The organism is Algibacter sp. TI.3.09 (assembly GCF_038154905.1).
Lineage (GTDB): Bacteria > Bacteroidota > Bacteroidia > Flavobacteriales > Flavobacteriaceae > Algibacter.
In genome coordinates, this window is record NZ_JBAKAN010000004.1 from 157,684 (window position 1) to 180,153 (window position 22,470).

11 protein-coding genes are annotated in these 22,470 nt (G+C 34.2%); 6 read left to right on the plus strand and 5 right to left on the minus strand.

What is annotated here, in order from left to right:
• Positions 1-414: 414 nt before the first annotated feature.
• From V6246_RS14100 to V6246_RS14120, 5 genes are read right to left on the minus strand one after another with little or no spacing between them, the layout of a single operon-like run.
• Positions 415-1,323, minus strand: a complete 909-nt coding sequence (locus tag V6246_RS14100; protein WP_341561063.1) for a BT_3987 domain-containing protein — start codon at positions 1,321-1,323, stop codon at positions 415-417.
• Between the two features lie 20 nt (positions 1,324-1,343).
• Positions 1,344-3,077, minus strand: a complete 1,734-nt coding sequence (locus V6246_RS14105; protein ID WP_341561064.1) for a RagB/SusD family nutrient uptake outer membrane protein — start codon at positions 3,075-3,077, stop codon at positions 1,344-1,346.
• A 26-nt stretch (positions 3,078-3,103) separates the two neighbouring features.
• Positions 3,104-5,887 carry a SusC/RagA family TonB-linked outer membrane protein gene (locus V6246_RS14110; RefSeq protein ID WP_341561065.1) on the minus strand — a complete coding sequence of 928 codons (2,784 nt, stop codon included), beginning with the start codon at positions 5,885-5,887 and terminating at the stop codon, positions 3,104-3,106.
• Between the two features lie 60 nt (positions 5,888-5,947).
• Positions 5,948-7,873, minus strand: coding sequence for a RagB/SusD family nutrient uptake outer membrane protein (locus V6246_RS14115; RefSeq protein ID WP_341561066.1), 1,926 nt, complete (start codon positions 7,871-7,873; stop codon positions 5,948-5,950).
• Positions 7,874-7,885: 12 nt separating this feature from the next.
• Complete coding sequence (locus V6246_RS14120) at positions 7,886-10,978, minus strand: SusC/RagA family TonB-linked outer membrane protein (protein ID WP_341561067.1); 3,093 nt, start codon at positions 10,976-10,978, stop codon at positions 7,886-7,888.
• A gap of 762 nt (positions 10,979-11,740) precedes the next feature.
• Between V6246_RS14120 and V6246_RS14125 the strand changes: the two genes are divergently transcribed.
• The 6 genes from V6246_RS14125 to V6246_RS14150 all read left to right on the plus strand — a co-directional run bounded on the left by V6246_RS14125 (position 11,741) and on the right by V6246_RS14150 (position 22,461).
• Positions 11,741-13,273, plus strand: a complete 1,533-nt coding sequence (locus V6246_RS14125) for a sulfatase family protein (protein WP_341561068.1) — start codon at positions 11,741-11,743, stop codon at positions 13,271-13,273.
• 35 nt (positions 13,274-13,308) lie between these two features.
• Complete coding sequence (locus V6246_RS14130) at positions 13,309-14,739, plus strand: arylsulfatase (RefSeq protein ID WP_341561069.1); 1,431 nt, start codon at positions 13,309-13,311, stop codon at positions 14,737-14,739.
• Between the two features lie 66 nt (positions 14,740-14,805).
• Positions 14,806-16,959, plus strand: coding sequence for an alpha/beta hydrolase fold domain-containing protein (locus V6246_RS14135; RefSeq protein WP_341561070.1), 2,154 nt, complete (start codon positions 14,806-14,808; stop codon positions 16,957-16,959).
• A gap of 199 nt (positions 16,960-17,158) precedes the next feature.
• A complete protein-coding gene (locus V6246_RS14140; RefSeq protein ID WP_341561071.1) occupies positions 17,159-18,823 on the plus strand; it encodes a galactose-binding domain-containing protein in 1,665 nt (554 codons plus the stop codon).
• Positions 18,824-19,157: 334 nt separating this feature from the next.
• On the plus strand, positions 19,158-20,765 hold the full coding sequence (locus tag V6246_RS14145; RefSeq protein ID WP_341561072.1) for a galactose-binding domain-containing protein: 1,608 nt from the start codon (positions 19,158-19,160) through the stop codon (positions 20,763-20,765).
• 91 nt (positions 20,766-20,856) lie between these two features.
• Entirely contained in the window at positions 20,857-22,461 is a 1,605-nt protein-coding gene (locus V6246_RS14150; RefSeq protein WP_341561073.1) for a sulfatase family protein, read from the plus strand.
• The last annotated feature ends 9 nt before the right edge of the window (positions 22,462-22,470 follow it).

Genomic DNA, 22,470 nt, shown 5'->3' on the forward strand with positions numbered 1-22,470 from the left:
ACTAAGTTTAAGTGGTTGAAAGCCCATTTAAAATGAAGTAATAAAAAATTAATAATGAAGTAAATATAATAGGTTGATGTTGATGGTGCGCCAGAAATATCAGCCTATTATTTTTGTTAATATATGCTTCTACATTTTTTCTGAAGAATAAAAGTGCCTTAGGGTCTTTTAAAAATCTTTTTTTATTAAGAAATGAAATACACTTAAAACATGAAGAATTGTAACATTGTCATCCCTTTTCAACTGGTATTAAATATTTAAAATGAATTTATAATGAGAAGTGTTTTGAGTTCTAAAAATAGATTAATATGCTTCACAACCGAATAAAGTTTGTTGCAAAATGATTAAAATATAAAAGCCTCTCATTAAGTCTAAAACTTGATGAGAGGCTTTTATATTTATTAGAAGTAAAAACTAGATACCTGTTTGGTTTACACCATCTACAACTCGATTTCTAAAATCAAAAACATCTTTAGCAACGTAACTTACGCCATTAAAATCAAAAGAATAATTAAGAATTAGTTCTCTAGTTTCAGGATTGTATGATGAGCCACCATCATCGGTAATAACTACTCCTCCGCTAGCAGTGTCAATAGTGATTGAATTATCATCTGCAATTATAATATTCATCTTTTTATCTGCACCTCTTAAGTCTGCAATACCATCACAAACCAAAGTATTTGGAGCTACCATTGTTAACTCTAAATCGTCTGTAATACCTCCTGGGTAAACAACCGTTTCTGTGGTTCCATTTGTTTTTTCAAATTGACCTGTTTGGATGTAGTTACCATAAAGTTGATTGATGTATGAAAATGAAATTACAGAAGATTTTAAATCTTCTAAAATAGAATCTGCTTTTACAACATTATCCAATCTAAACCCTAAAGCGTAATTGTTTCCTAAAGATACTGGGTCTGCAAGAAAGTTAATAGAATCTGCTTTTACATAAACAAACCCTTGTGTTTTACCTGCTGGAATAATTATTTTATTATTTGCTGGATTTCCTTCACTATCTACAAGAGAATAATAATTTGATGGTAACACCGTGTTTCCTGCATCGGTTACAAGTACATCATCTAAAGAAAAGGTTACTTCTACATTTTCTGTATTAGATAAACGACCGCCTAAAACAACACCTACACCAATTTGCATGCCTTCGCCCATTATAAATGTACGGTCTATTTCTGCTTTTGGTAAATAAACAGAAGTGAATTCAAATTCGTTTTCAACAAAATCGTCGTAAGAACATGATGCAGCACCCAATACAATCACTAATAAAAGAGCGAATGATTGCGTAATCGATTTTAATTTATTTTTCTTCATAATCTTTATTTTATTATTTTTTACCAACCTTGGTTTTGTTTCAAATTAGTGTTTATCAACAACTCGCTATATGGCAAAGGTAAATAGTAATTTTTAGCTTCGTAATTTCTTCTTTCTACATCTATATTTTGATAAGAAAAAGTGTCGTCTGTATTTTTAGTAATTTTAACACCTTTTACATCTTCAATATTAACGATATTTTTCCATCTTCTTAAATCATGAAAACGTTCGCCTGTAAAGCATAGTTCGATACGCCTTTCATTTTCTAAAAGTGTTTTAAAGTCTGCGCTATTTGCTGAAACTTCGTCTAAATAAGGATCGCTGTTAAGTCCTGCACGCTTTCTAACCATAGCTAATGCTTCTTTTGCTGAGAAATTAAATCCTGCTGGAGCTGTATCTGGTTGTCCGTAAGCTTCATTTACAGCTTCTGCATAACTTAAATACATATCTGTAAAGCCTAATTGAACATAAACTTTTTCTAGGGTAGTGGTAGGGTTAAGAGCCGCTGGATCGAAATCTAAGTTATTCAAAAACTTTTTTAAATAATACCCTGTTCTTGTGCCTTCACTTTTAATGAATCCACCAAAATTATCTTGACCGCCTTCAAAAGTTTCTAAAGCTGTAAAATCGTTACAAGATTCTGAAGTGAAACATTGATCGTTATTGTAGAAAATAAATTTATAAAATCTATCATCTCTTGAAGTATATGGTGTAGAACCATCATATAAACTTTCTGCCATATCTATAGGGTACCCATTAGCAGAAGGAAAAGCATCTACTAAATTTTGAGAAGGATTTACTTCGCCTTGCCCGTATAATGTAGGAGGATATAAACGGTTCTCTAAAGCATTGTTATTTAATGAAGAACGCATTCTCCAGATGTGATCAGGGTTATCGTCATTACTAAAATTAAAAGCACTAAGTGATTTTAAGCCTCCGTTTAGTTCAATAACATCATGAAACTTTTCTGCTGCGTCTACCCATTTAGAAACATCGTTAGAAGGATTAAATGCAGGACTTGCTGCGAATAATGCTACTTTGGCTTTTAAAGCATAAGCCGCTAAACCGCTCGCTCTACCTATTTCTTCTACACTATAACCTGGATTATCGCCTCCTGTGCCTGTGTATGTAAGAGGTAGGTTGGCTATAGCAATATCTAAATCTGCATTAATTTGGGCAACACACTCAGCATATGTATTTCTGCTTAATGAGGCATAGTCTTCGTTTTCTAAAATACCGTTAACAATTGGAAATCCTAACATTTCTCCATCTGCAGACGGTCCACCAAATACTTTAAGTAATTCCCATTCTGCCCAAGCTTTTAAAAAGAAAGCTTCACCGTAATATCTAGCTAAAACGCGTTCGTTTTCTTCAGCATCACTGGGGTTAAGTAAAAATGGTAATCCTGTATCGTGAACAAGTTCTATATATTGATATACTTGTCTAATATTATTGTAAGACTGTTGCCAAACATAACTATAAGGATTGCTTGTTGGTCCCCAATATCCGGTAGCTAAATCTGTTTCTTCAGAATTTAGAACACCATTATCAGTAAGGTATTCAACTCCAAAATCTGTGAAATATCTAAATTGATAGTCGGTATAAATATCGTCTATTAAACCTCTAGAGCGTTGTCTTGATTCTACAACAATTTCTTCTTGTGTATACTGAATTTCATCTTCTAAAAACTCACTACATCCAGAAACCCCTAGTGTCAGGATAATAATTGGTAATAATTTATTGATTAATTTCATTGTTTTATTTTTTTACCATTCATTAATTAAAAATTCAAAGAAGTCCCTAGGATAAAGGTTCTCATTGAAGGATATTCAAAAAATCCAGCTCTCATATCTTCAGGGTCTAAATCATCTAGTTTGCTAAATAAAGCTAAGTTATTACCTCTTAAAAATATTTTCACGTTAGTAAACGGTCCCTTTTTTGGTAAAGAATATCCTAACTCTACGTTAGAAATTCTGAAGTAACTTCCGTTAACTAACCAATAGTCTGAAGTTTTAAAATTGTTTATGCTGCCAATAGTGCTTAATCGTGGGTTTGCATTTCCATTAGGAAGATCACTGTTTACACTTCCGTAATAATTTCTTAAACCTCTATGTTGGTAGTATGATGAAGACCCAAGGTTAATATCGTATCCACCAACTCCAGCTCCTACAACATCTAAATTAAAGCCTTTGTATTCTGCTCCAATATTAATACCGTAATTTAATCTAGGTGTTTGGTTACCAATAGCTCTTTGGTCTCTACTGTCTATTACATTATCTCCATTTTGGTCAACATATTTAATGTCTCCAACTTGTACATCACCAAATTGAGGTAAGGCGCTACCAATATTTTCTGCGGTAAATAGGCCATCACTTACGTAACCCATAATGTTATCTTCTGCTTGGCCTTCTTGTAATCTGTATTGATCAGGATATGGTACTTCAGATATTTTTTCTCCTACAATTTTATTATATCCAGCATTTATCCCGGCATAATATTTAAAAGAACCTTTGTTTTCACGAAACGTGATGTTAGCATTGAAACCTTTATTTCTTCTATCTGTAAAATTTAATGATGGTAAATAAGCATCTCCACCTAAAGCATCTGCATATAGTTCGCTAGCTTTTGTAATTTGATTTTCAATTTGAATATTAAAATAATTAAAACTGAAATTGAATTTTTTAAACATGTTTAATTCAAAACCAGCAAACATTTGGTTGTATACAATCCAATCGACAGCCTCGTTAGCGGTTGTAGATAAAGAGTATCCAAATTTATTTTGAGCAATATTGGCTGTCCCTAAAAATGTTGTGCCATTATTTCTACCTCCTGCCCAAGTATCTAAATATAAAAATGTACTAGCCGTATATTCTGTACCTATTTGACCAAATGACGTTCTAAATTTAAGGAAATCAATGCTTTTGTTGTCTTTTAGGAAGTCTTCATTTGATGCTACCCAAGCAAACCCCATAGTTGGGAAGAAATTGGTTCTATTAGTTCCAATAAACTTAGAACTGCTGCTAGAGTTAAGGTTTGCAAAAAGAATGTATTTATTTTGCAAAGCAAACGATCCATTTAAATTGAAAGTTAAATTACGATTATCTGGTTGCGTGGCTGTTCTATTAGGCGCGTAATATAAAAGATGATTAAGGTTTAAGGTTAAAGTAGACTGAGTCATTTGTTTAATATAACTAATGTTACCAGCATAGGTAAAGTCTCTTTGGTTATTTTGATTCGTTCTACCTATATCTAAATCTAAAACTTCATTTTTATAGATCTTTAAAGCTAAAGAGTCTTGCCCCGCAATATCTTGAAGGTTTTCTAAAGTATATAAACCCGGTTGATTATCTGTTATAAGAGAGTGCGTATTAAACGTCCTCATCATTAAATATGTATCGTACTTTAAACCTGGTACAATATCTTTAAAATCGAAATCTAAACCGATATCAAAAACCATGTTTGCGGTATAATCTGTTCTTGAACCACCATTTTCTAATTCTGCTAATAAATTGGTGTCAAAGTCATTGCTTACAATATATGCAGAATCGCCAACTTTTAAAGGAAAGGCGTTGGCAGGTGTTGCAGTAATATTTAAAAACATAGCATCAGCACCTATTATTGGCCTATTGTTTTCTCCAAATTTACCATACACACTAGCATGAGCTCTTAAAGAGTTGTTTATTTTTGCATTAATTTTTGTTCTAAAGCTAAGATTTCTACCGTTTATTTTAGATCCTACTTTTTCTAAACCTTCCCAATCAGAATACCCTATAAAAGCACCGTAAGATGCGTTCTCTCCGCCACCATAAGTATTAAGCGATGCGAAATTAGATGATGAAAAATCTTCTAAATACGTGTCTTGGTTATTTATATTAGGAAAATTGATAGGATCAGAACCGTTGTTATAAGCAGCAATAGCTTCTGGGCTATAAACATCACCTAAGCCATCGTTATTTGACACTCTATTAATGACTTCAGCATATTCTGAAGCTGATAGTAATTTAGGTAATCTAGAGGCTGTATTTAAAGCTCTTTGGTAATTAACTTCTACCACTGGCTTTCTAGATTTCCCTCCTTTTGTAATAACATAAATAAGTCCGTTATCACCGAAATTACCAAGTGAAGAATTAAAAGTTCCATCATTAAGAACTAAAACTTCTTCTACTTCTCTTAAATCGACTAATAAGCCTCTTGGTTTTCCATCTACCAAAACGTAAGGTGTACCTCCGTTTAGTACATAGCTATAATCTCCTGTTGTACCAGGTGTATTGGTTTGTCTAATAATTCTTAAACCAGGTACACGTCCTATTAATGCTTCTGATAAATTATCTCCTCCTGTTTTTCTCAGTTGGTCTCCTGAAATTCTAAATACCGCTCCTGTTGTTTGACTTAAATTAAAAACTCCAAATGGCGTCTTTAATATATCATCATTACTTTTTAGTTGAAGCGAATCTTGATCTGCCGGACTATTTAATGGTGTGTTTTGGGCGACACCAATGTTAATAGTTATAGCATTGAGTAGGAAGAAAATAAAAACATTCAATCTTGTTATGTTTAGTTTCATCTGTTTCTGTTATAATTTAAATTAGTTCTGTTAGTTGTAAAAGCGTTGAATAATTATTTATTACCACCCCTCTGTTTGTAGAAATGTAGGTACAGCTTCAATTTCTGAATTAGGAATTGGCCACCAATAATGCTTTTCATCAAACGTTTTTGTTAATTGACTTTGTTCTACGTTTTCAAAACTAAAACCAGTAGGGTATAGTGAAGATTCACCGCCTTGCCAACGCATTTCTAAAAATTCAACTTTTTTATTTTCGTCTAAATGAGCAATTTTCCATCGTCTCATGTCATCATATCTAATACCTTCAAAACATAATTCAATAGCGCGTTCATTTCTAATACGTTCTCTTAAAAGCGCTTTAGAACTTGTGTAAGCTGCATTTACATTTGGCATTCCAACTCTATTTCTAATCATGTTGATAGCTTGAAGAGCAGTTAAGCTAGATCCTGGCACAGCTCCAGTTGGACCATAGGCCTCATTTGCAGCTTCTGCATAGTTGAGGTATACTTCAGACATTCTGAAAATATTATTATTTACATGATGGTTTCTACCACCGGCTCCAGACCATCTAGCTCCGTTTGGTAACCATTTTTTAATTCTAAGACCTGTAAGATTTCTAACTCTCCAAAATAAGTTTGGATTACCTCCCGGATCGTGTAAATTTAATCCCAAGTTTCCTTCTTCATTTACTTGTGCTAAATCAACAACACCTGTTAAATTCCAAGCATTTGGATCTACTATTAAATCTGTTACCCCATCAAATAGTATAGCATTATAAAATCTAGGATCTCTATTGATAAAAGGTTCTTGTGGATTATAATTAGGATCATCGGCTATGGCTAAACCATTTTTTGTTTCAAATTTATCTACAAAATTAGCTAGTGCACCGATTGACATAGGGCTTCCATTTCCTCTTAAATGGTCCCATCCAGCAGTTAATGTATGTCTAGGTGTAGGACTTACTATCGCCCCGAAAACAAAAAACTTTTGATTTACTTCGGAAAAAATAACTTCTGATGGAATTGTTTTTTGAATCCCAGGTCCAATAAAAATACTTCTGTAAGGTTCTAGTTCTTCCGTTTCCGTTAGAAAAAGATCGTCACCATTATGGTCTACATCTATAGTGTTTGCTGCACTTGCATCAATAAGTGTATATAAACCATTATCGTTTGCATAATTGATAAGATCTGAAGCGGCTGTTGCTGCATCTATCCATGCTTGTTGATCGTTAGACTCATTTACTAATGGACTCGCTGCAAATAATGTAAGTCTAGATTTTAGTGCCATAGCAGCACCTTTTGTTGGGCGTCCAACATCTTCCGATTCCCAAGCTACAGGAAGAAAGCTAGTTGCTAGATCTAAATCTTCTAACATATTTGTTAGGTTACTTTGGTACGATTCTCTCTCGTGATCTAGAGCGCTATCTAATTGGAAGTTTTCTTTTAAATAAATAAGCCCACCGTGACGTTTTGTTAATAAGTGGTAAAAGAAGGCTCTTAAAAAATAAGCTTGCCCAATTAATCCATTTATTTCTTCTTCAGTTCCGTTATTTATATTATCAACATTTGCAAGAAAAGTATTTATAGCTCTAATGCCTTTCCAAGAATCAAAATACCTGAAAGTGAAATTTGGTGTCGATCCTACAGGGGTTCCGTTAGCGTTATAAGGCGTCTTGTTTATTAAACTAACATAGTCTCCTTGTGCATATATAGGGTAAGTTTGTGGGAACGTTTGCCATAATCTACCCGGATAACCTTCTCCGGCCATCGTCATGTTTGGTAACCAATCTCCTCCTTGGCCTGGAGCACTTACATCCGTTATTAAATAACTATAAGCAGCATCTAAAGCATTTTTTGCTAAACGAATATCTTCAAAAACGTCAGATTCATCTAGGCCCTCGAAATCTTGTTGTTTGTCTAAGTAATCTTCACAACTCGTAAAAAAAGAAATGCAGATTAAAGCAAATGTATATATTCTTGTTTTCATAATTTTTTTATTTTAAAAAGTCATGTTTATACCTAAATTGATTCTTCTAAGTATTGGGTAAGACCCAGGATTGTTTGCTTCAGGATCGCCGTAATCTAAATCAGAAATTACAAGAAGATTATTACCATTGAGATAAACTCTTAAATCACTTAATGTTTTACTGTTGCTCATATCAAAATTATAACCAAGGTTTACACTTCGTAATTTGATGTAATCTAAATCTACAATTCTAGCTGTAGAATCATTTATTAAGTTAGGGTTTGTTACCGCATGTAAGGCAGGGTATGCCGCATTGGTATTGGTAGGCGTCCAGTAATCTAAATGCTCATCTAATCCTGTTGCAAGTCCATCAGGAAGTGCAAATGCTAAATCGCTATTTACAAGTCCTCTGTGTCCTTCAACACCGTTAATTAAGGCGCTAAGCGACCATCCTTTATAAGAGCCGCTTAATTTTAAACTATAACTGTTTTTAGGAGCATTTGGTAAATCGAATCTAACTTGATCATCTAAAGCAGTTCCTGTTATGGCGCCATTTGCGTTGTAATCTATATATCTGTAATCTCCTAAACCAGGTGTGCCACTAACGGTAGGGTAATTTACAACTTCATCTATATTTTGAAAATAACCGTCTGTTTGTAATAAAGCTGAAGCTCCCGCAGGTTTTCCTGAAATTGATGTGTATGGAGTAGTTCCAGGGCCATCTAAAGCACTTTTAAGAATACGATTTTCATTAAAACCGTAAAACGCAGTTGCAGAATACTTAAATCCTCCTGAAGTCCTGTTTTTATAAGTTAGAGATATTTCATATCCATGACTTTCTGAAGCTCCTAAATTAACAAATGGTAAATCTGCCGAGAAACCATAAAAAGCAGGATATATTGCGCCAGGGATACTGATTAAATCAGTTCTAGAGTCTTTAAAGAAATCAACTTCTCCTGATATTTTATTATCAAAGAAGCCAAATTCAACACCAATGTTTTGTTTTGCTACAGTAGCCCATGTTAATACAGGGTTGCCTATTTGAGATTCTGTAACTATTAAAAGAGGATCATCTATATCTAATCCAAAATAATATCTCGAATTTGGTCTTTTCTCGGTGTTAGCAGCACCAGGCTCCCCATAAAAATCGTAGAAACTTAAGTATTGCCAACGATTACTACCTAGGCCAGATTTAGACCCTGTTTCACCATAAGAATATCTTATTTTGAAGTTGTTAATTTCAGGGATATTGTTTTTGATAAAATTTTCTTTGGCTAAATTGATACCAACTGCATAAGAAGGAAAAAGTTTAAATCTGTAACCTTCTGCAAATGTTTCATCTCCATTGTAAGATCCACTTAGTTCAAAGAAGTAACGCGAATCATAATTATAAGTAGCACGACCTACATAATCTTCATTATAAAAAGGGAATGTTGTATTACTTACACGTTTGTTACGACTAGCAAGCGCTAAACCGGTTACACTGTGCTTACCAAAAGAGCGTTGATAATTTAATTGTGCACGTTGATAAGAAATTTCTTGACTATCATTAATTGTTTCACTTCCTAAAATAAATTCTAAAGGACGCTCATATTCTACGCCTTCTGCAGAAATCCATGATCCGTCGCGGTCTAAAGTGTAAGTGTCTAATCTAGGATCTAATGTGGCATCATAAGCTATTCTACTTCGTGTGGTATAAGAACTTATGTAGTTATATTTTCCTGTAAATTTTAGGCCTTCAGTAATAAAATCTAAATCTTGTTCTAGTTCTAAATCTATAGAAAAAACCGTTTTATTATCTTGAGATGTTCCACTAGCATTAATACCTGTGTAAATATTTCTTCCAGTTCCATATCTAGGTTCTGACAAGCCAGGGAAAAATGGATCTGGATATTGTTCCAAAACACTTGCTGGATATACGGGTACTACGCCACCTGGAGCCGAGTTATATAGCCCTAAAAAGCTAATGTCACTTCCGTTACCGGGTTGGTTTTTATCTTCTAAACGGCTACTAACACTTGTGTTTAAACGCGTAGTTTTAGTTAAAGTAAAATCTAAATTACCTCTAAAAGTGTATCGTTTAAACTTAAATTTAGGATCGTAATTAAAAAGTTTTTCTGTTTTAGTGATATCCCCTTCTGTTAAATACCCTGCAGATGCATAGTATTTTACAAAATCAGACCCACCTCTAACAGATATAGTTTGATTTAAACTAGTTGCATAATCATCTCTTATGGCAACATCAAACCAATCTGTGTTTGGATAGATGTATGGTAAATCACCATCTCTCCAATGTGCTAAATCTACCGCTGAAGCATATCCACTAGTATAAGCTTGATCATTTAAAATTCCCGTATTAAAAGCACTTTGTGCAGAAAAAGCATCTAGTACATTATCTGGTTCGTTAAGAACAGATTTTACAGAAAACTCACTGTTGTAACTCACTTTTGGTCTACCGGTCTTTCCTCGTTTTGTTGTAATAATGATAACACCATTTGCGCCTCTAATACCATAAACAGCTGTTGCGGCACCATCTTTCAGAGTACTTATGTTTTCTACATCTCTCGGGTTTATGTTGGCAAATCCACCAACAATTTCCACACCATCTACTAATATTAAAGGGTTTGCATTACCTCTAATAAAAATATCACCGTCATCGGCACCTGGCTGTCCAGAACCTTGTACAACAACAAGTCCTGGAGAAACACCACTTAAAGCATTAGTAACGTTACTAGAACCAGAATCTAATAATTCTTCTCCTTTTATCTGACTTATCGAACCTAAAACGCTTTCTTTCTTTTGAGCACCATAACCAACAACAACAATTTCAGAAAGACTTTGAATATCTTCCTTCATGGTCACGTTAATAGTTGTTTTACCGGCAGTTTTAATTTCTTGAGTTTCAAAACCAATACTAGAAAAAACTAAAATGGCATTTGGAGCCACCGTAATTTTATAACCACCATCGAAATCTGTTACAGCTCCATTTGCTTTTCCTTTTTCGAGAATATTAATACCAGGAATTGGCATTCCAGAATCATCTGCTACTACACCCTTAATTACCTCCTGAGAAAAAGAACACCATGAGATGGATAGTAATAATATAAATAGTTTTATTTCCTTCATAAATTAGAGTTTTCCGGGTTAAGAGAATATAGAAATGTTATACTCATAGTTTTAATGTTTTAGCTTAGTTATGTTGACTGTTTTTTTAATTCCTTTTTAAAGCTAAGCATTTGTTGAAATTTAATTTTAGAAATTTTTAACAAACGCTTATAACTTTATTTAGGATAATCTACTGTCAAAAGTAAAGGGTTTACCTCTTTTTGCTTTCTCAAATTGGGGTTCAAAATGTTGCTTTTAGTAATTTTTATTAAGATAAAACTTACAAATAATGCGATTATGGGCTTTTTTGCTGCAACATACGTCTCTAATTAGAATATTTTATGTTGAGATTAATTTAAAGTACATACTGATTAATTTAGCATATAAGTAGCTATTTGGGTTAATTGTTTTTATTAAAAAAATGATATGTTTTTTGTGTTTTTAAAAGTAATTAATTAGGTGTGATTTCGATTAATGGTACTCCAGAAAATTATGAAATATTAAAATTCATGTTGCTTTTAAATTGGACGTATTTTTTTGTTTTCGGAAGTCTTATTCGTCGTTTTTATTTTTAGAATTACTTATAGTAAGTTTTAAACATTAGATATATGTTTTAGTTGTTTACTGAGTTTTTCCGTCGGTTTTAAACTCTAAAATACGCCATAAGTAACATTATTCCCCCTTAATTGAGAAATCTACCACTAATAAAGTGGGTAAGTTTGTTACCAAGTGTTTCTTCACTTTATAGTGAAGCTATTTTTCATAAAAACTAAATTAAATAGAATGATAAAAAAGATAATTCCTGTTTTAATATTCACCGCTACTTTAATGTTTACAGCTGTTAGTTGTAAAAGCAATACTCAGAAACCGGTAGTTAAGGATGATGTTGAAAATCCAAAACCCAATATTGTCATTATTTATTTAGATGATTTAGGTTATGGCGATTTAAGTTGTTATGGTGCTACAGAATTGCAAACACCTAATATCGATGCTTTGGCAAATGGTGGTGTAAAATTCACTAACGGTTACGCTTCGTCGGCAACTTGTACGCCAAGTCGTTATGCATTATTAACAGGTATGTATCCATGGAAAAATAAGGATGCTAAAATATTACCGGGCGATGCGCCTTTATTAATTAGTACAAAGCAAACTACTTTGCCAAAAACGCTGGCTAAAGCCGGTTATCAAACAGCAATTATAGGGAAGTGGCACTTAGGTTTGGGTTCTGGAAATGTAGATTGGAATACTACTATTAAACCTAGCCCTAATGAGGTAGGTTTCGATGAATCGTATATTTTGGCTGCCACTCAAGATCGCGTGCCAACGGTATATATTGAGAATGGGGATGTGGTAAATCTTGATAAAAACGACCCGATAGAAGTTAATTATAAAAAGAATTTTGAAGGTGAACCTACCGCTAAAACGAACCCGGAACTGACAACCATGAAATGGCATCACGGACACAATAATAGTATTGTAAACGGGATTCCTAGAATTGGATATATGAAAGGTGGAGAAGCTGCCAAATGGAGTGATATTGATATGGCCGATCATTTTTTAGGAAAAGCACAAAACTATGTAAAAACACATAAAGAGAATCCGTTTTTTCTATACTACGCTATGCAACAACCACATGTGCCTAGAACGCCACATCCACGTTTTGTTGGTAAATCGGGCATGGGGCCAAGAGGCGATGTTATTTTAGAAGCCGATTGGTGTATTGGTGAATTTATTAAGACTTTAGCAGAAGAAGGCGTTTTAGAAAATACTTTAATTGTTTTTTCTAGTGATAACGGGCCTGTTTTAAACGATGGGTATTATGATGATGCTGTTGAAAAACTAGGGAGTCACGACCCAAAAGGAGGTTTGCGCGGTGGTAAATACAGTTTGTTTGAAGCTGGTACTCGCGTGCCTTTTATTACCTATTGGAAAAATCATATTAAACCTAATGTATCCGATGCTATTGTTTGTCAAATGGATTTAATGGCTTCTTTAGGAAATCTGGTTGGAGTTGATGAAAACACTACGGATAGCAAAAATTTATTAAGGGCATTATTAGGTGAAGCAGAGCATGGACGTGAGCATTTAATTATTGAAGCGAAATCTAATACAGCTTTACGAAGTGGCGATTGGATTTTGATTCCTCCGTACAAAGGTGCTTCAATGAATAAGAAAGTAGGGACAGAAACAGGTGTGTCTTTAGAGTACAAACTTTTTAATGTTTTGAAAGATAAAGGGCAAAAAAATAATTTAGCTGAAGTAAACCTTCAAAAATTGCAAGAGTTAATTCAGGTTTTTGAAAAATTAAAACAATAACAAGTTTATTTCAGAATAAAGACATCTAAAACATTATGCTCAATAAAACACATGCCGTAATTCTTATTCTCAATTTGTTGATTTTCAGTTGTAAAACTTCAGAAACAATAAAACTAGCAGCCAAGCCCAATATTATTTTTATAATGGCCGACGATTTGGGGTATGGCGACATTGGACCTTATGGGCAAACTAAAATTAAAACCCCAAACCTAGATAAGTTAGCAGCTCAAGGCATGGTGTTTACCAATCATTATGCAGGTTCTACAGTTTGCATGCCATCGCGCGCTAGTTTGTTAACGGGTTACGATCAAGGTCATGCAAGTGTTAGAGGGAATCCTGTTTGGACAGAAAGTGGTACTCCTGTAAATCTTAAACGTAATGAAATAACGGTTGCTACCGAACTGAAAAAAGCGGGTTATAAAACTGCAGTTATTGGTAAATGGGGGCTTTCTGAAGGTGTGGATAAAGAAAATATGCCATCGGAACATGGTTTTGATTATTTTTTAGGATACAAAGAGCATCGCCATGCGCACCATTATTACTGGGATACTCTGTATCGTAATAGTGAAGCTTTTATTCTGAAGGATAATAATTTTGCTCTAAAACAAGGTAAATACACACATGATGTTTTTGTGAATGAGGCTTTAAGTTACGTGGAAAACGAAAAGGAAAATCCGTTTTTTCTGTATTTAGCTTTAACCATTCCTCATCTAGAATTAACGGTTCCCGAAGAATCTAAGAAACCTTATCAAAATTTAGGTTGGCCAGAACGTAAAATGAATACAAAAGGGCATTATAAAAATGACGAGGAAGGCAATACAACTTACGCCGGTATGGTATCTCGCATGGATAGAGATTTAGGGAAGTTGTTTGATAAATTAAAAGAATTAGGAATAGACGATAATACCATCATTTTCTTTACAAGTGATAATGGACCTGAATACGAAAAAAAGGACCGATTTTTTAATAGTAATGGTGCGTTAAAAGGGGGTAAGCGAGATTTGTATGAAGGCGGTATTCGTATTCCATTTATAGCTAAATATCCAGGGAGAATTCCTGCAGGTTCAACAAGTAAACATATTTCTGCTTTTTGGGATTTCTTACCAACAGTTTGCGAATTAGTAGGTGTTAGACCAACTAATAAAGATATTAGCGGCATCTCTTTTGCGCCTGAATTATTAGGAAATAGCAAAGCACAACAAAAACACGATTATTTGTATTGGGAGTTTAACGAGAAGCAAGGGCCTATTCAGGCTATTCGTCAAAACGATTGGAAATTGGTTTGGAAACTTGAAGGTAGTCCTGAGTTGTATAATCTTTCAACAGATATAGGTGAAACTAAAAATCTTGCCTTAGAAGAATCGGAGAAATTAAATGAAATGCTTGCGCTTCTAAAAACAGTCAGAACTGAGCATTCAGAATTTCCTTTAACCACTAGAAAAGTAGCACTTCAAAAAAGAAAATAGATAATTAATTTTTAATAACAACCACCACAAAGCTAATCACCAACTAATCAACCAAACTAAAAGACAATGAAAAAACTATTACAATTAATGTTTATAGGCTTTACGTCTATACTGTTCAGTCAAACCAAAGTTGTGTCATTAGAAAACGCGAAAGGTATCGTGGCAGATAATTTAGGAGCTGTTACACTTTGGGAAAATCAAATAGATGGCTACGGAAATGCCACTCAAAGTAATACAGATTTAGGAGCAGAAGAATCGCAAGAAACATATCCAGGAAAAACAACTGTACGTTTTAGTAAAGACGGATCTTTTCTTGAGTTAGAAGGCTCTCATACTTATATTTTAGATAATACGTATAGTGTTTTTTATGTCGGTAAAGCCGAGAATTTAGTGACAGGTAAACCAGCGTCTTTGTTGGGGAACTACGATATGAGCGCGGGATTTTCTAAATGCTACGGAATTCGGTTTGTAAGATTGCAAGATGGTAAAATAGGTTTTGATTATGCGAGACCTAATTACACACGTGTAAATGTAGGAACCAATGAAATACCTGCCGATGATTTTTTCTTCTTTGGGTTTTCAATGAATGCTTCTGGAAGTTATGAGTATTTCGATAGCACTTCCCCAATTATAACTTCAGGTACTATCACAAACACCATGCGTGCTAACCCCGAGGAGACTCTTAAATTTAATGTTTTTGAAGAAGTTGCAGGTGCACAAACCTATAATCAGACGGAGGTTGTAGAATTAACCATGTATGATGGAGCAATCAGTTCTACTGAATTTCAAAATGAATATAATAGATTGTCTACAGAATATGCAGATCTTGTTCAATCGGAATTTTCAGTAAGTGATGTATTGCCTTTAGAACGCACAGCTTTACCTAAAGACTCTGATGTTGTTATCAATTTTTCTCAAAACATAGATAGTAACTCAGAGTATCCTAAAATATTCATTGATAAAAGTGAAATTGAAGCTTCGGGTACGTGGAGTTTATCATCAGTAAGTTCACTTACTTTTAGTCCTTCAGGTAATTGGCCAGCCAATGCTTTGGTGTCTTTGCAAATTCAAGAAGGATTAAAGTCTACCGACGGTGTTGCTATTGGTTTAGCAAAAGGAGATACCTATAATTATATAGTTGAAGGTGATGTGGTTTATCAGTATGAAACTATTGAGTTTGCAGAAATGGCGACTGTAGATTTTCCGATAGTAGGTCATAAATTGCCATTAAAATTAACCACGCCAATAGTAGATGAGAATACAACCGAAAAGTTTCCTGTGCATATTTGGGTGCATGGTGGCGGTTGGTCTGGAGGTTCTGCCGAAACATCAAATGCAGCGGCTTCTCCTCATAAAGATTATCTCGCCGAAAATTTAGGTATGGTAACCTTATCAATTGCTTATCGATGTTCGGGGTCTAGTGGTACTTTTTCTTTGGCGCGCGAAGATGTGGCGACAGCATATCAATGGGCTTTAGATAATGCCGATACATATAATTTTGATATGACTAAAGTGTTTTTTAGTGGAGGTTCTGCAGGTACGCCATTAGCGGCTTTAGCAGCACAAGATCATGAAGGTGTACTTGGGTTTATTGGTTTTAACGGAATCTACGATTTTGTAAACGATGCTGGCGATTTTGGAGCAGGAAATTGGTACAAACAAGATGTGCCAAGCGAAAATGAGAACTCAGCAATTTTTCAATTAAGTAACAATCCGCCAGCAACAATTATGATGCATGGAGATGCCGATACAACAATTTCATATACGCAAAGTACTTTGTTTGCCGATGCTATTAATGCTACTGGAGGTAATGCAGAGGCTGTAATATATCCAGGAGAAGTGCATGCGTTTTTCAATCCGGGAAAACCCGCTTACGAAGATGTTTTAATCGAAATGGTTAATTTTATGTCCAATTTACTTAGAAACGACATAACTTTAAGTACTGAGGTTTTAAATAAAGCTTCTAAAATAATGATTTATCCTAACCCTGTTAAGCAAGGTGATACGCTTAATATTCATTTAAATTCTAGTTTTAATGATGAAGAAGTACAGGTTCAAATCATTAATCAATTAGGTCAAATTGTTTTTGAAAAAGGGTTGCTTCCAGATTGGGATACAAAAAACCTTTCTATAGAAACTAATGGTTTATCAAGCGGATGCTACATTCTTAAAACTTCAGGTAATTTGGTTTTGGAAAACATCAGATTCATGATTGAATAATTAGAGCATTCAATTCTTGTTGCTCCGTTTTCCTTCATTCACCATAGCATTGCAACATATTGATTCCTTAATTGAGAATTTTAAATTCATAAAAGACCTTAGATTTGGTTTTAGTAGAAAGTGCTTATTTCATTTAAATTATATTTTTTGAAATAAGCGCTTTTAAATCAACTAAATAAACCAAACTAAACTTTAAATTATGAGGATAAAAAATTACTCAAAAAACATTAAAACACTACTAATAGCCATATTGGTTTGCTGCTCCAGCATCACGGTGTTTGGCCAGAGTATTTACACCAACGATATGGATTATGTAATAGGTGATGTAAAACAGCGATTTATTACTAAAGATATTACTACAGAAACAGAAGCCGATAATTTGTTAATTGGTTTTACAACAATGAAAGTGAATGGTATTCGTATTCCTATTTTTCCTGCAGGTTGGGATTATGATGAAGAGATTATGACGTACTTTTTTGAAGAAGCAAAAGCACAAGGTTTTCTTGTTTTAGCCAACCCAGCTCAAGATTCTGGTGCACGAAGAATTGCTAGTGGAACACTCCTTAGTGCAGATCTTATTGCTACTAACAATAATCCTGAAGCTACAGCTACTGTAATCAGTACGGTTTCTCAATTTGTTTTAGATTATCCAGGGCTTAAGTGGATTAATCCATTTAATGAAGACGGAAGACCAGGTGGCGCATGGACTGCCGCTCAAATTAATGAGATATATAGCGGCGTTAAAACAAATATGGAGACGTATTATGCCAATGGAGATATTCCAAATGTTCCTGAATTAATTGGTCCATGTTCTTGGGGAATTCCCGCTTCAATAGATATGCTTACCGGTACCAATATGGGAGAATATATTACCGTAGCAACAAGTCATAATTTAGGATCTAATGATGCTTCTTGGTCAACTTTTATTGCGGCTGCAAATAATAATACTACGGGAGGAGTTTCTAATCCGTTACCAGTTTGGGATTCCGAAGTTAATAATAGTATTGGTCGAGATGGCAATACAACCACTCGAATAGATGCAGCTTTAGCGAATAATGTAGATGGTTTAGTGATATACAATTCCGGAAATAATATATTTAAAGGTAGTGGAGAATTGACGGCTCTTAACGAACTGTATATGTCTAAGTATTTAAAGGAAGAAACGGTTGATGACCTTGGAGTTAATATAGCTCCAAACGGAACTGCTTCACAATCGTCAGTTGGATATTCTGGAGCTACTGCCGATAAGTCTATAGATGGTATTACAGATGGTAAGCTTAGTGACAATTCTTTGTCTATTATTAGCGGAAACGACTCGCCTCCTTATTGGCAAGTCGATTTAGGTTCTAATAAAAACATACAATATATTAGAGTGTTTAATAGAACAGATAATTGCTGTAAAAATAGGCTAGAGAATTTTACAGTGTCTATTATTAATAGTGATGGAATAACAACTTACTCTAAATCATATACTAGTTATCCAGACCCTTTTGTGCTTATGGAAGCCAATGAAGCAGGGCAAATAGTTAGAGTTGAATCGGATTCTACAGATGGTACAGCATTAAATATAGCTGAGGTTGAAGTTTATGAGCAGGCTCAATTATCGATAGATAATCTTTCCAGTTCATCTCAAGTTTTAATTTCTAATACCGTTGTAAGCAATGGTGTTTTAAATGTAATTTATTCCGAAGATCTTAAAAATAAACCTATCGAATTAGATGTTTATTCCATTACAGGGAAGCTTCTCAAACATGAATCAAAATTAAGCGAAAACATCGATGTTAGTCATCTTTCAAAAGGTGTTTATATTCTTAAAGTAAAGTCTTATAAAAATCATTTTACAGAAAAATTCATCATTAAATAAGATGCTTTTTTGATATACGTATATAGAATAAAACGAGTGTTATTGTGAAAGCAAATACACTCGTTTTTTTAATAAAATCTAAATAATTTATGCTTTTTCTATTTTAGAAACAGGTCTTTTTTATCTTGTTTAATTTAAGTGAATTCATTCTTGTTCTCTTGTTTTCCTTCATTCACGCTCATATTGCAACATATTGGTTCCTTAATTGAGAATTTTAAATTTCTAAAAGACCTTAGATTTGATTTTAGAGGGAACGGTGTATTTCAACCTTATTGAAATTTTTCGAAATAGTCATTTTTAAATCAACTAAATAAACCTAACTAAACTTTAAATTATGAGAATAAAAAATTACTCAAAAAACATTAAAACATTATGCATTGCTTTATTGATTTGCTGTTCCAGTTTTACGGTATTTAGCCAAACTATTTACACCAACGATATGGAGTATGTGTTAGCTGATGTAAAACAAGTTTTTATTACCAATAAAGTGTTGACAGAAGCTCATGCCGATAATTTATTAACAGCATTTACCGAAATGAAAGTAAACGGAATTCGTATTCCGCTTTTTGGTAGAGATACAAATGGTGTAGATCTTAACCCGAATAAACCCATGTTCGATTATTTTTACACACAAGCATTAGCGCAAGGTTTTGTGATTTTTGCAAATCCAGCTCAAGGTGGAGGTGGTGCGCGTGTAGCTAACAATATGCTTAATGGTACTGTGCCTTCAGTTAACGGTGTGCAAGCGGCAACAGATGAATTAATAGCAAGAGTTTTAGAATTTTCAGCGGAATACCCTGATTGTAAATGGTTAAATCCTTTTAATGAAGATGGACGTGCAACTAGTAGTACTTGGAGCGTAGACCAAATACATGAAATTTATTCAACACTTTATAATAATGTAAATGGCGCGGAACTTATTGGGCCTTGTACTTGGGGGCTTCCTGCGGCTATCGATATGTTTAATAATACCAATATAGAAGATTATATTACGGTTGCTGCATCTCATAATTTAGGTTTTAATCATGGGCAATGGTCTACGTTTATCAACTTAGCAAAAACTAAAAATTTACCAGTTTGGGATTCTGAAGTAAACCATAATGATGCTAAAGGCACAGGAACGCGTTTGGAGAAGGCCATAGAAAATAAAGTAGATGGGTTAGTGTTGTATAATGCTGCAAATGCCATAAACTTAAATAATGGCACTTTAACTAATGCGGTTTATACTTGGATGGATTTGTATTTAAAAGATGAGGCGCAACCTGTTAATATTGCTCCAACTGGTATCGCTACGCAATCTTCAACCAATCCTTCATTCAATAAAGGGCCCGAATTAGCAATAGATGGCGATACCAATGGAAACTTTGGTGGAGGTTCTGTTACCGTTACAAATGGTGAAGCAAACCCATGGTGGCAAGTCGATTTTGGTTCAGATAAAGGTATTGGAGATATTAAGGTGTTTAATAGAACAGATGGTTGTTGTAAGGCTAGAATGTCCAATTTTACAGTATCTGTTATAAATAGCAATAATGAAACGGTGTTTAGTAAAACCTATGCCGATTATCCAGATCAATATATTATAGTAGAAACAGGGGGTGTTATAGGGCAAGTTGTTCGCATAGATCTAGACAACGGAACCAATGCCTTAACTCTAGCCGAAGTTGAAGTTTATACAGCAGATGTTAGCTTATCTACCAGCGATGCAGAAAAGGTAGAGGTTAAAATTTATCCAAACCCAGTATCAGAGAAGTTAATGATATCTACACCTAGTGCTATCTTTAAAAATTACACATTATATACTGTTAACGGACAAGTTGTTTTAACTGACGAAATAAATACTAAAGATGTTGAGGTTAACGTAAGTGCCCTTTCTAAAGGTCTTTATTTATTAAAATTAGAGGCCCTTAATGGTTCTAAAATGTTAAAAGTAGTTAAGGATTAACTTTCGACACATAATTTTTTACCTTAGCGAATAAACACAGTGGTTTCAACATATTTAATTTCAAATAGTACGATTAAAAGATTCTAATACAATGATAAAAACGTCAAGCACACTCTTAGTTTTAATGTCTGTTTCATGTCTTGTTTTTTTAAGTTTTTCAGATGAAACAAGACAGCAGAATAAAATAAGTTCTGATACGGAGTTAATGAAACCTAAAAAGCCAAACATCATCTATATTCTAGCAGACGATTTAGGATATGGTGATTTAGAATGCTTTAATCCTAACGGAAAAATACCAACGCCAAATCTTAATAATATGGCTGGTAATGGTGTTATGTTTACGGATGCGCATACATCGTCTGCTGTTTGTACACCAACACGATATGGTATTCTTACGGGGCGCTATAATTGGAGAAGCCGTTTAAAAAGTGGTGTGCTTGGAGGGTATTCTAAATCGTTAATTAAAGAAGATCGTGTTACTGTAGCGACCATGTTGCAAACGCAAGGTTACAGCACGGCTTACATTGGTAAATGGCATATGGGTTGGGATTGGTCTTTTGAGAATGAAGAAACAGAGGCTACGCTTAGTAAGTTACATAGCACTCCAGAAGTAGATTTTTCAGCACCTATTAAAAATGGACCGTCAACACATGGATTTGATTATTCATTTGGGTTTTGCGGATCTTTAGATATGGCACCTTATGTATTTGTTGAAAATGATATACCAACTATGGTGCCTACAAAAACTACTATTTCGGTAGACGAAAAAGGTGTTTGGAGAAAAGGACCAACGTCCGATGATTTTGTTCACGCTAATATTTTGCAAGATTTAACAGATAGGGCTGTAAATTACATAGAAGAAAAATCAACTGAGAAAGATCCGTTTTTCTTGTATTTTCCTTTGCCTGCACCGCATACACCAATTTTGCCAACTACAGAGTTTTTAGGAAGAAGTAATACCAATATGTATGGCGATTTTGTAATGCAGGTTGATGATGTGGTTCGTCAAATACGAGAAACATTAAAGAAACAAGGCATTTCAGAAAACACATTAATTGTATTTACTAGTGATAATGGGTGTTCGCCAAAAGCAGATTTTGAAGAATTGGCAAAAGTAAAACACGACCCAAGTTATGTGTTTAGAGGCATGAAAGCCGATATTTACGAAGGCGGACATCACGTACCACTTATTGTAGAATGGCCAAGCAAAGGTTTAAAAAACTCTAAAACAGATAGAACTATTTCTACTGTCGATTTTTTTGCAACTTGTGCTGAGGTTTCTGGCTATAACATTAAAGACACCGAAGCGGAAGATAGCTATAGTATGCTACCTTTAATTGTAGGAGCTAGTCAAGATGATATTAGAGAATATACGGTTTATCACTCTATAAACGGGTCGTTTGCTATAAAACAAGGTGATTGGAAGTTGTGTTTAACCAACGGTTCTGCTGGTTGGAGTTACCCACGACCAAACGAAATAAAAAGTCAGAAATTAGATTTACCCGAGATGCAACTTTTCAATTTAAAAAATGATATTGAAGAAACTAAAAACTTAATAGCGGAGAACCCAGAAAAAGCTGTCGAGTTAAAAACTGCGCTTAAAAAAATAATATTAGATGGGAGAAGTACAGCAGGGGAAAAACAGCAAAACGAAGGCATGGAAGGCTGGAAACAAATTGAAAGTATAATTAATTAGGACGAAAAT

Bases quoted from the DNA above. Each gene is read 5' to 3' on its own strand.
- V6246_RS14100 (WP_341561063.1), bottom strand. From the start codon at position 1,323: ATGAAGAAAAATAAATTAAAATCGATTACGCAATCATTCGCTCTTTTA.
- V6246_RS14105 (WP_341561064.1), bottom strand. From the start codon at position 3,077: ATGAAATTAATCAATAAATTATTACCAATTATTATCCTGACACTAGGG.
- V6246_RS14110 (WP_341561065.1), bottom strand. From the start codon at position 5,887: ATGAAACTAAACATAACAAGATTGAATGTTTTTATTTTCTTCCTACTC.
- V6246_RS14115 (WP_341561066.1), bottom strand. From the start codon at position 7,873: ATGAAAACAAGAATATATACATTTGCTTTAATCTGCATTTCTTTTTTT.
- V6246_RS14120 (WP_341561067.1), bottom strand. From the start codon at position 10,978: ATGAAGGAAATAAAACTATTTATATTATTACTATCCATCTCATGGTGT.
- V6246_RS14125 (WP_341561068.1), top strand. From the start codon at position 11,741: ATGATAAAAAAGATAATTCCTGTTTTAATATTCACCGCTACTTTAATG.
- V6246_RS14130 (WP_341561069.1), top strand. From the start codon at position 13,309: ATGCTCAATAAAACACATGCCGTAATTCTTATTCTCAATTTGTTGATT.
- V6246_RS14135 (WP_341561070.1), top strand. From the start codon at position 14,806: ATGAAAAAACTATTACAATTAATGTTTATAGGCTTTACGTCTATACTG.
- V6246_RS14140 (WP_341561071.1), top strand. From the start codon at position 17,159: ATGAGGATAAAAAATTACTCAAAAAACATTAAAACACTACTAATAGCC.
- V6246_RS14145 (WP_341561072.1), top strand. From the start codon at position 19,158: ATGAGAATAAAAAATTACTCAAAAAACATTAAAACATTATGCATTGCT.
- V6246_RS14150 (WP_341561073.1), top strand. From the start codon at position 20,857: ATGATAAAAACGTCAAGCACACTCTTAGTTTTAATGTCTGTTTCATGT.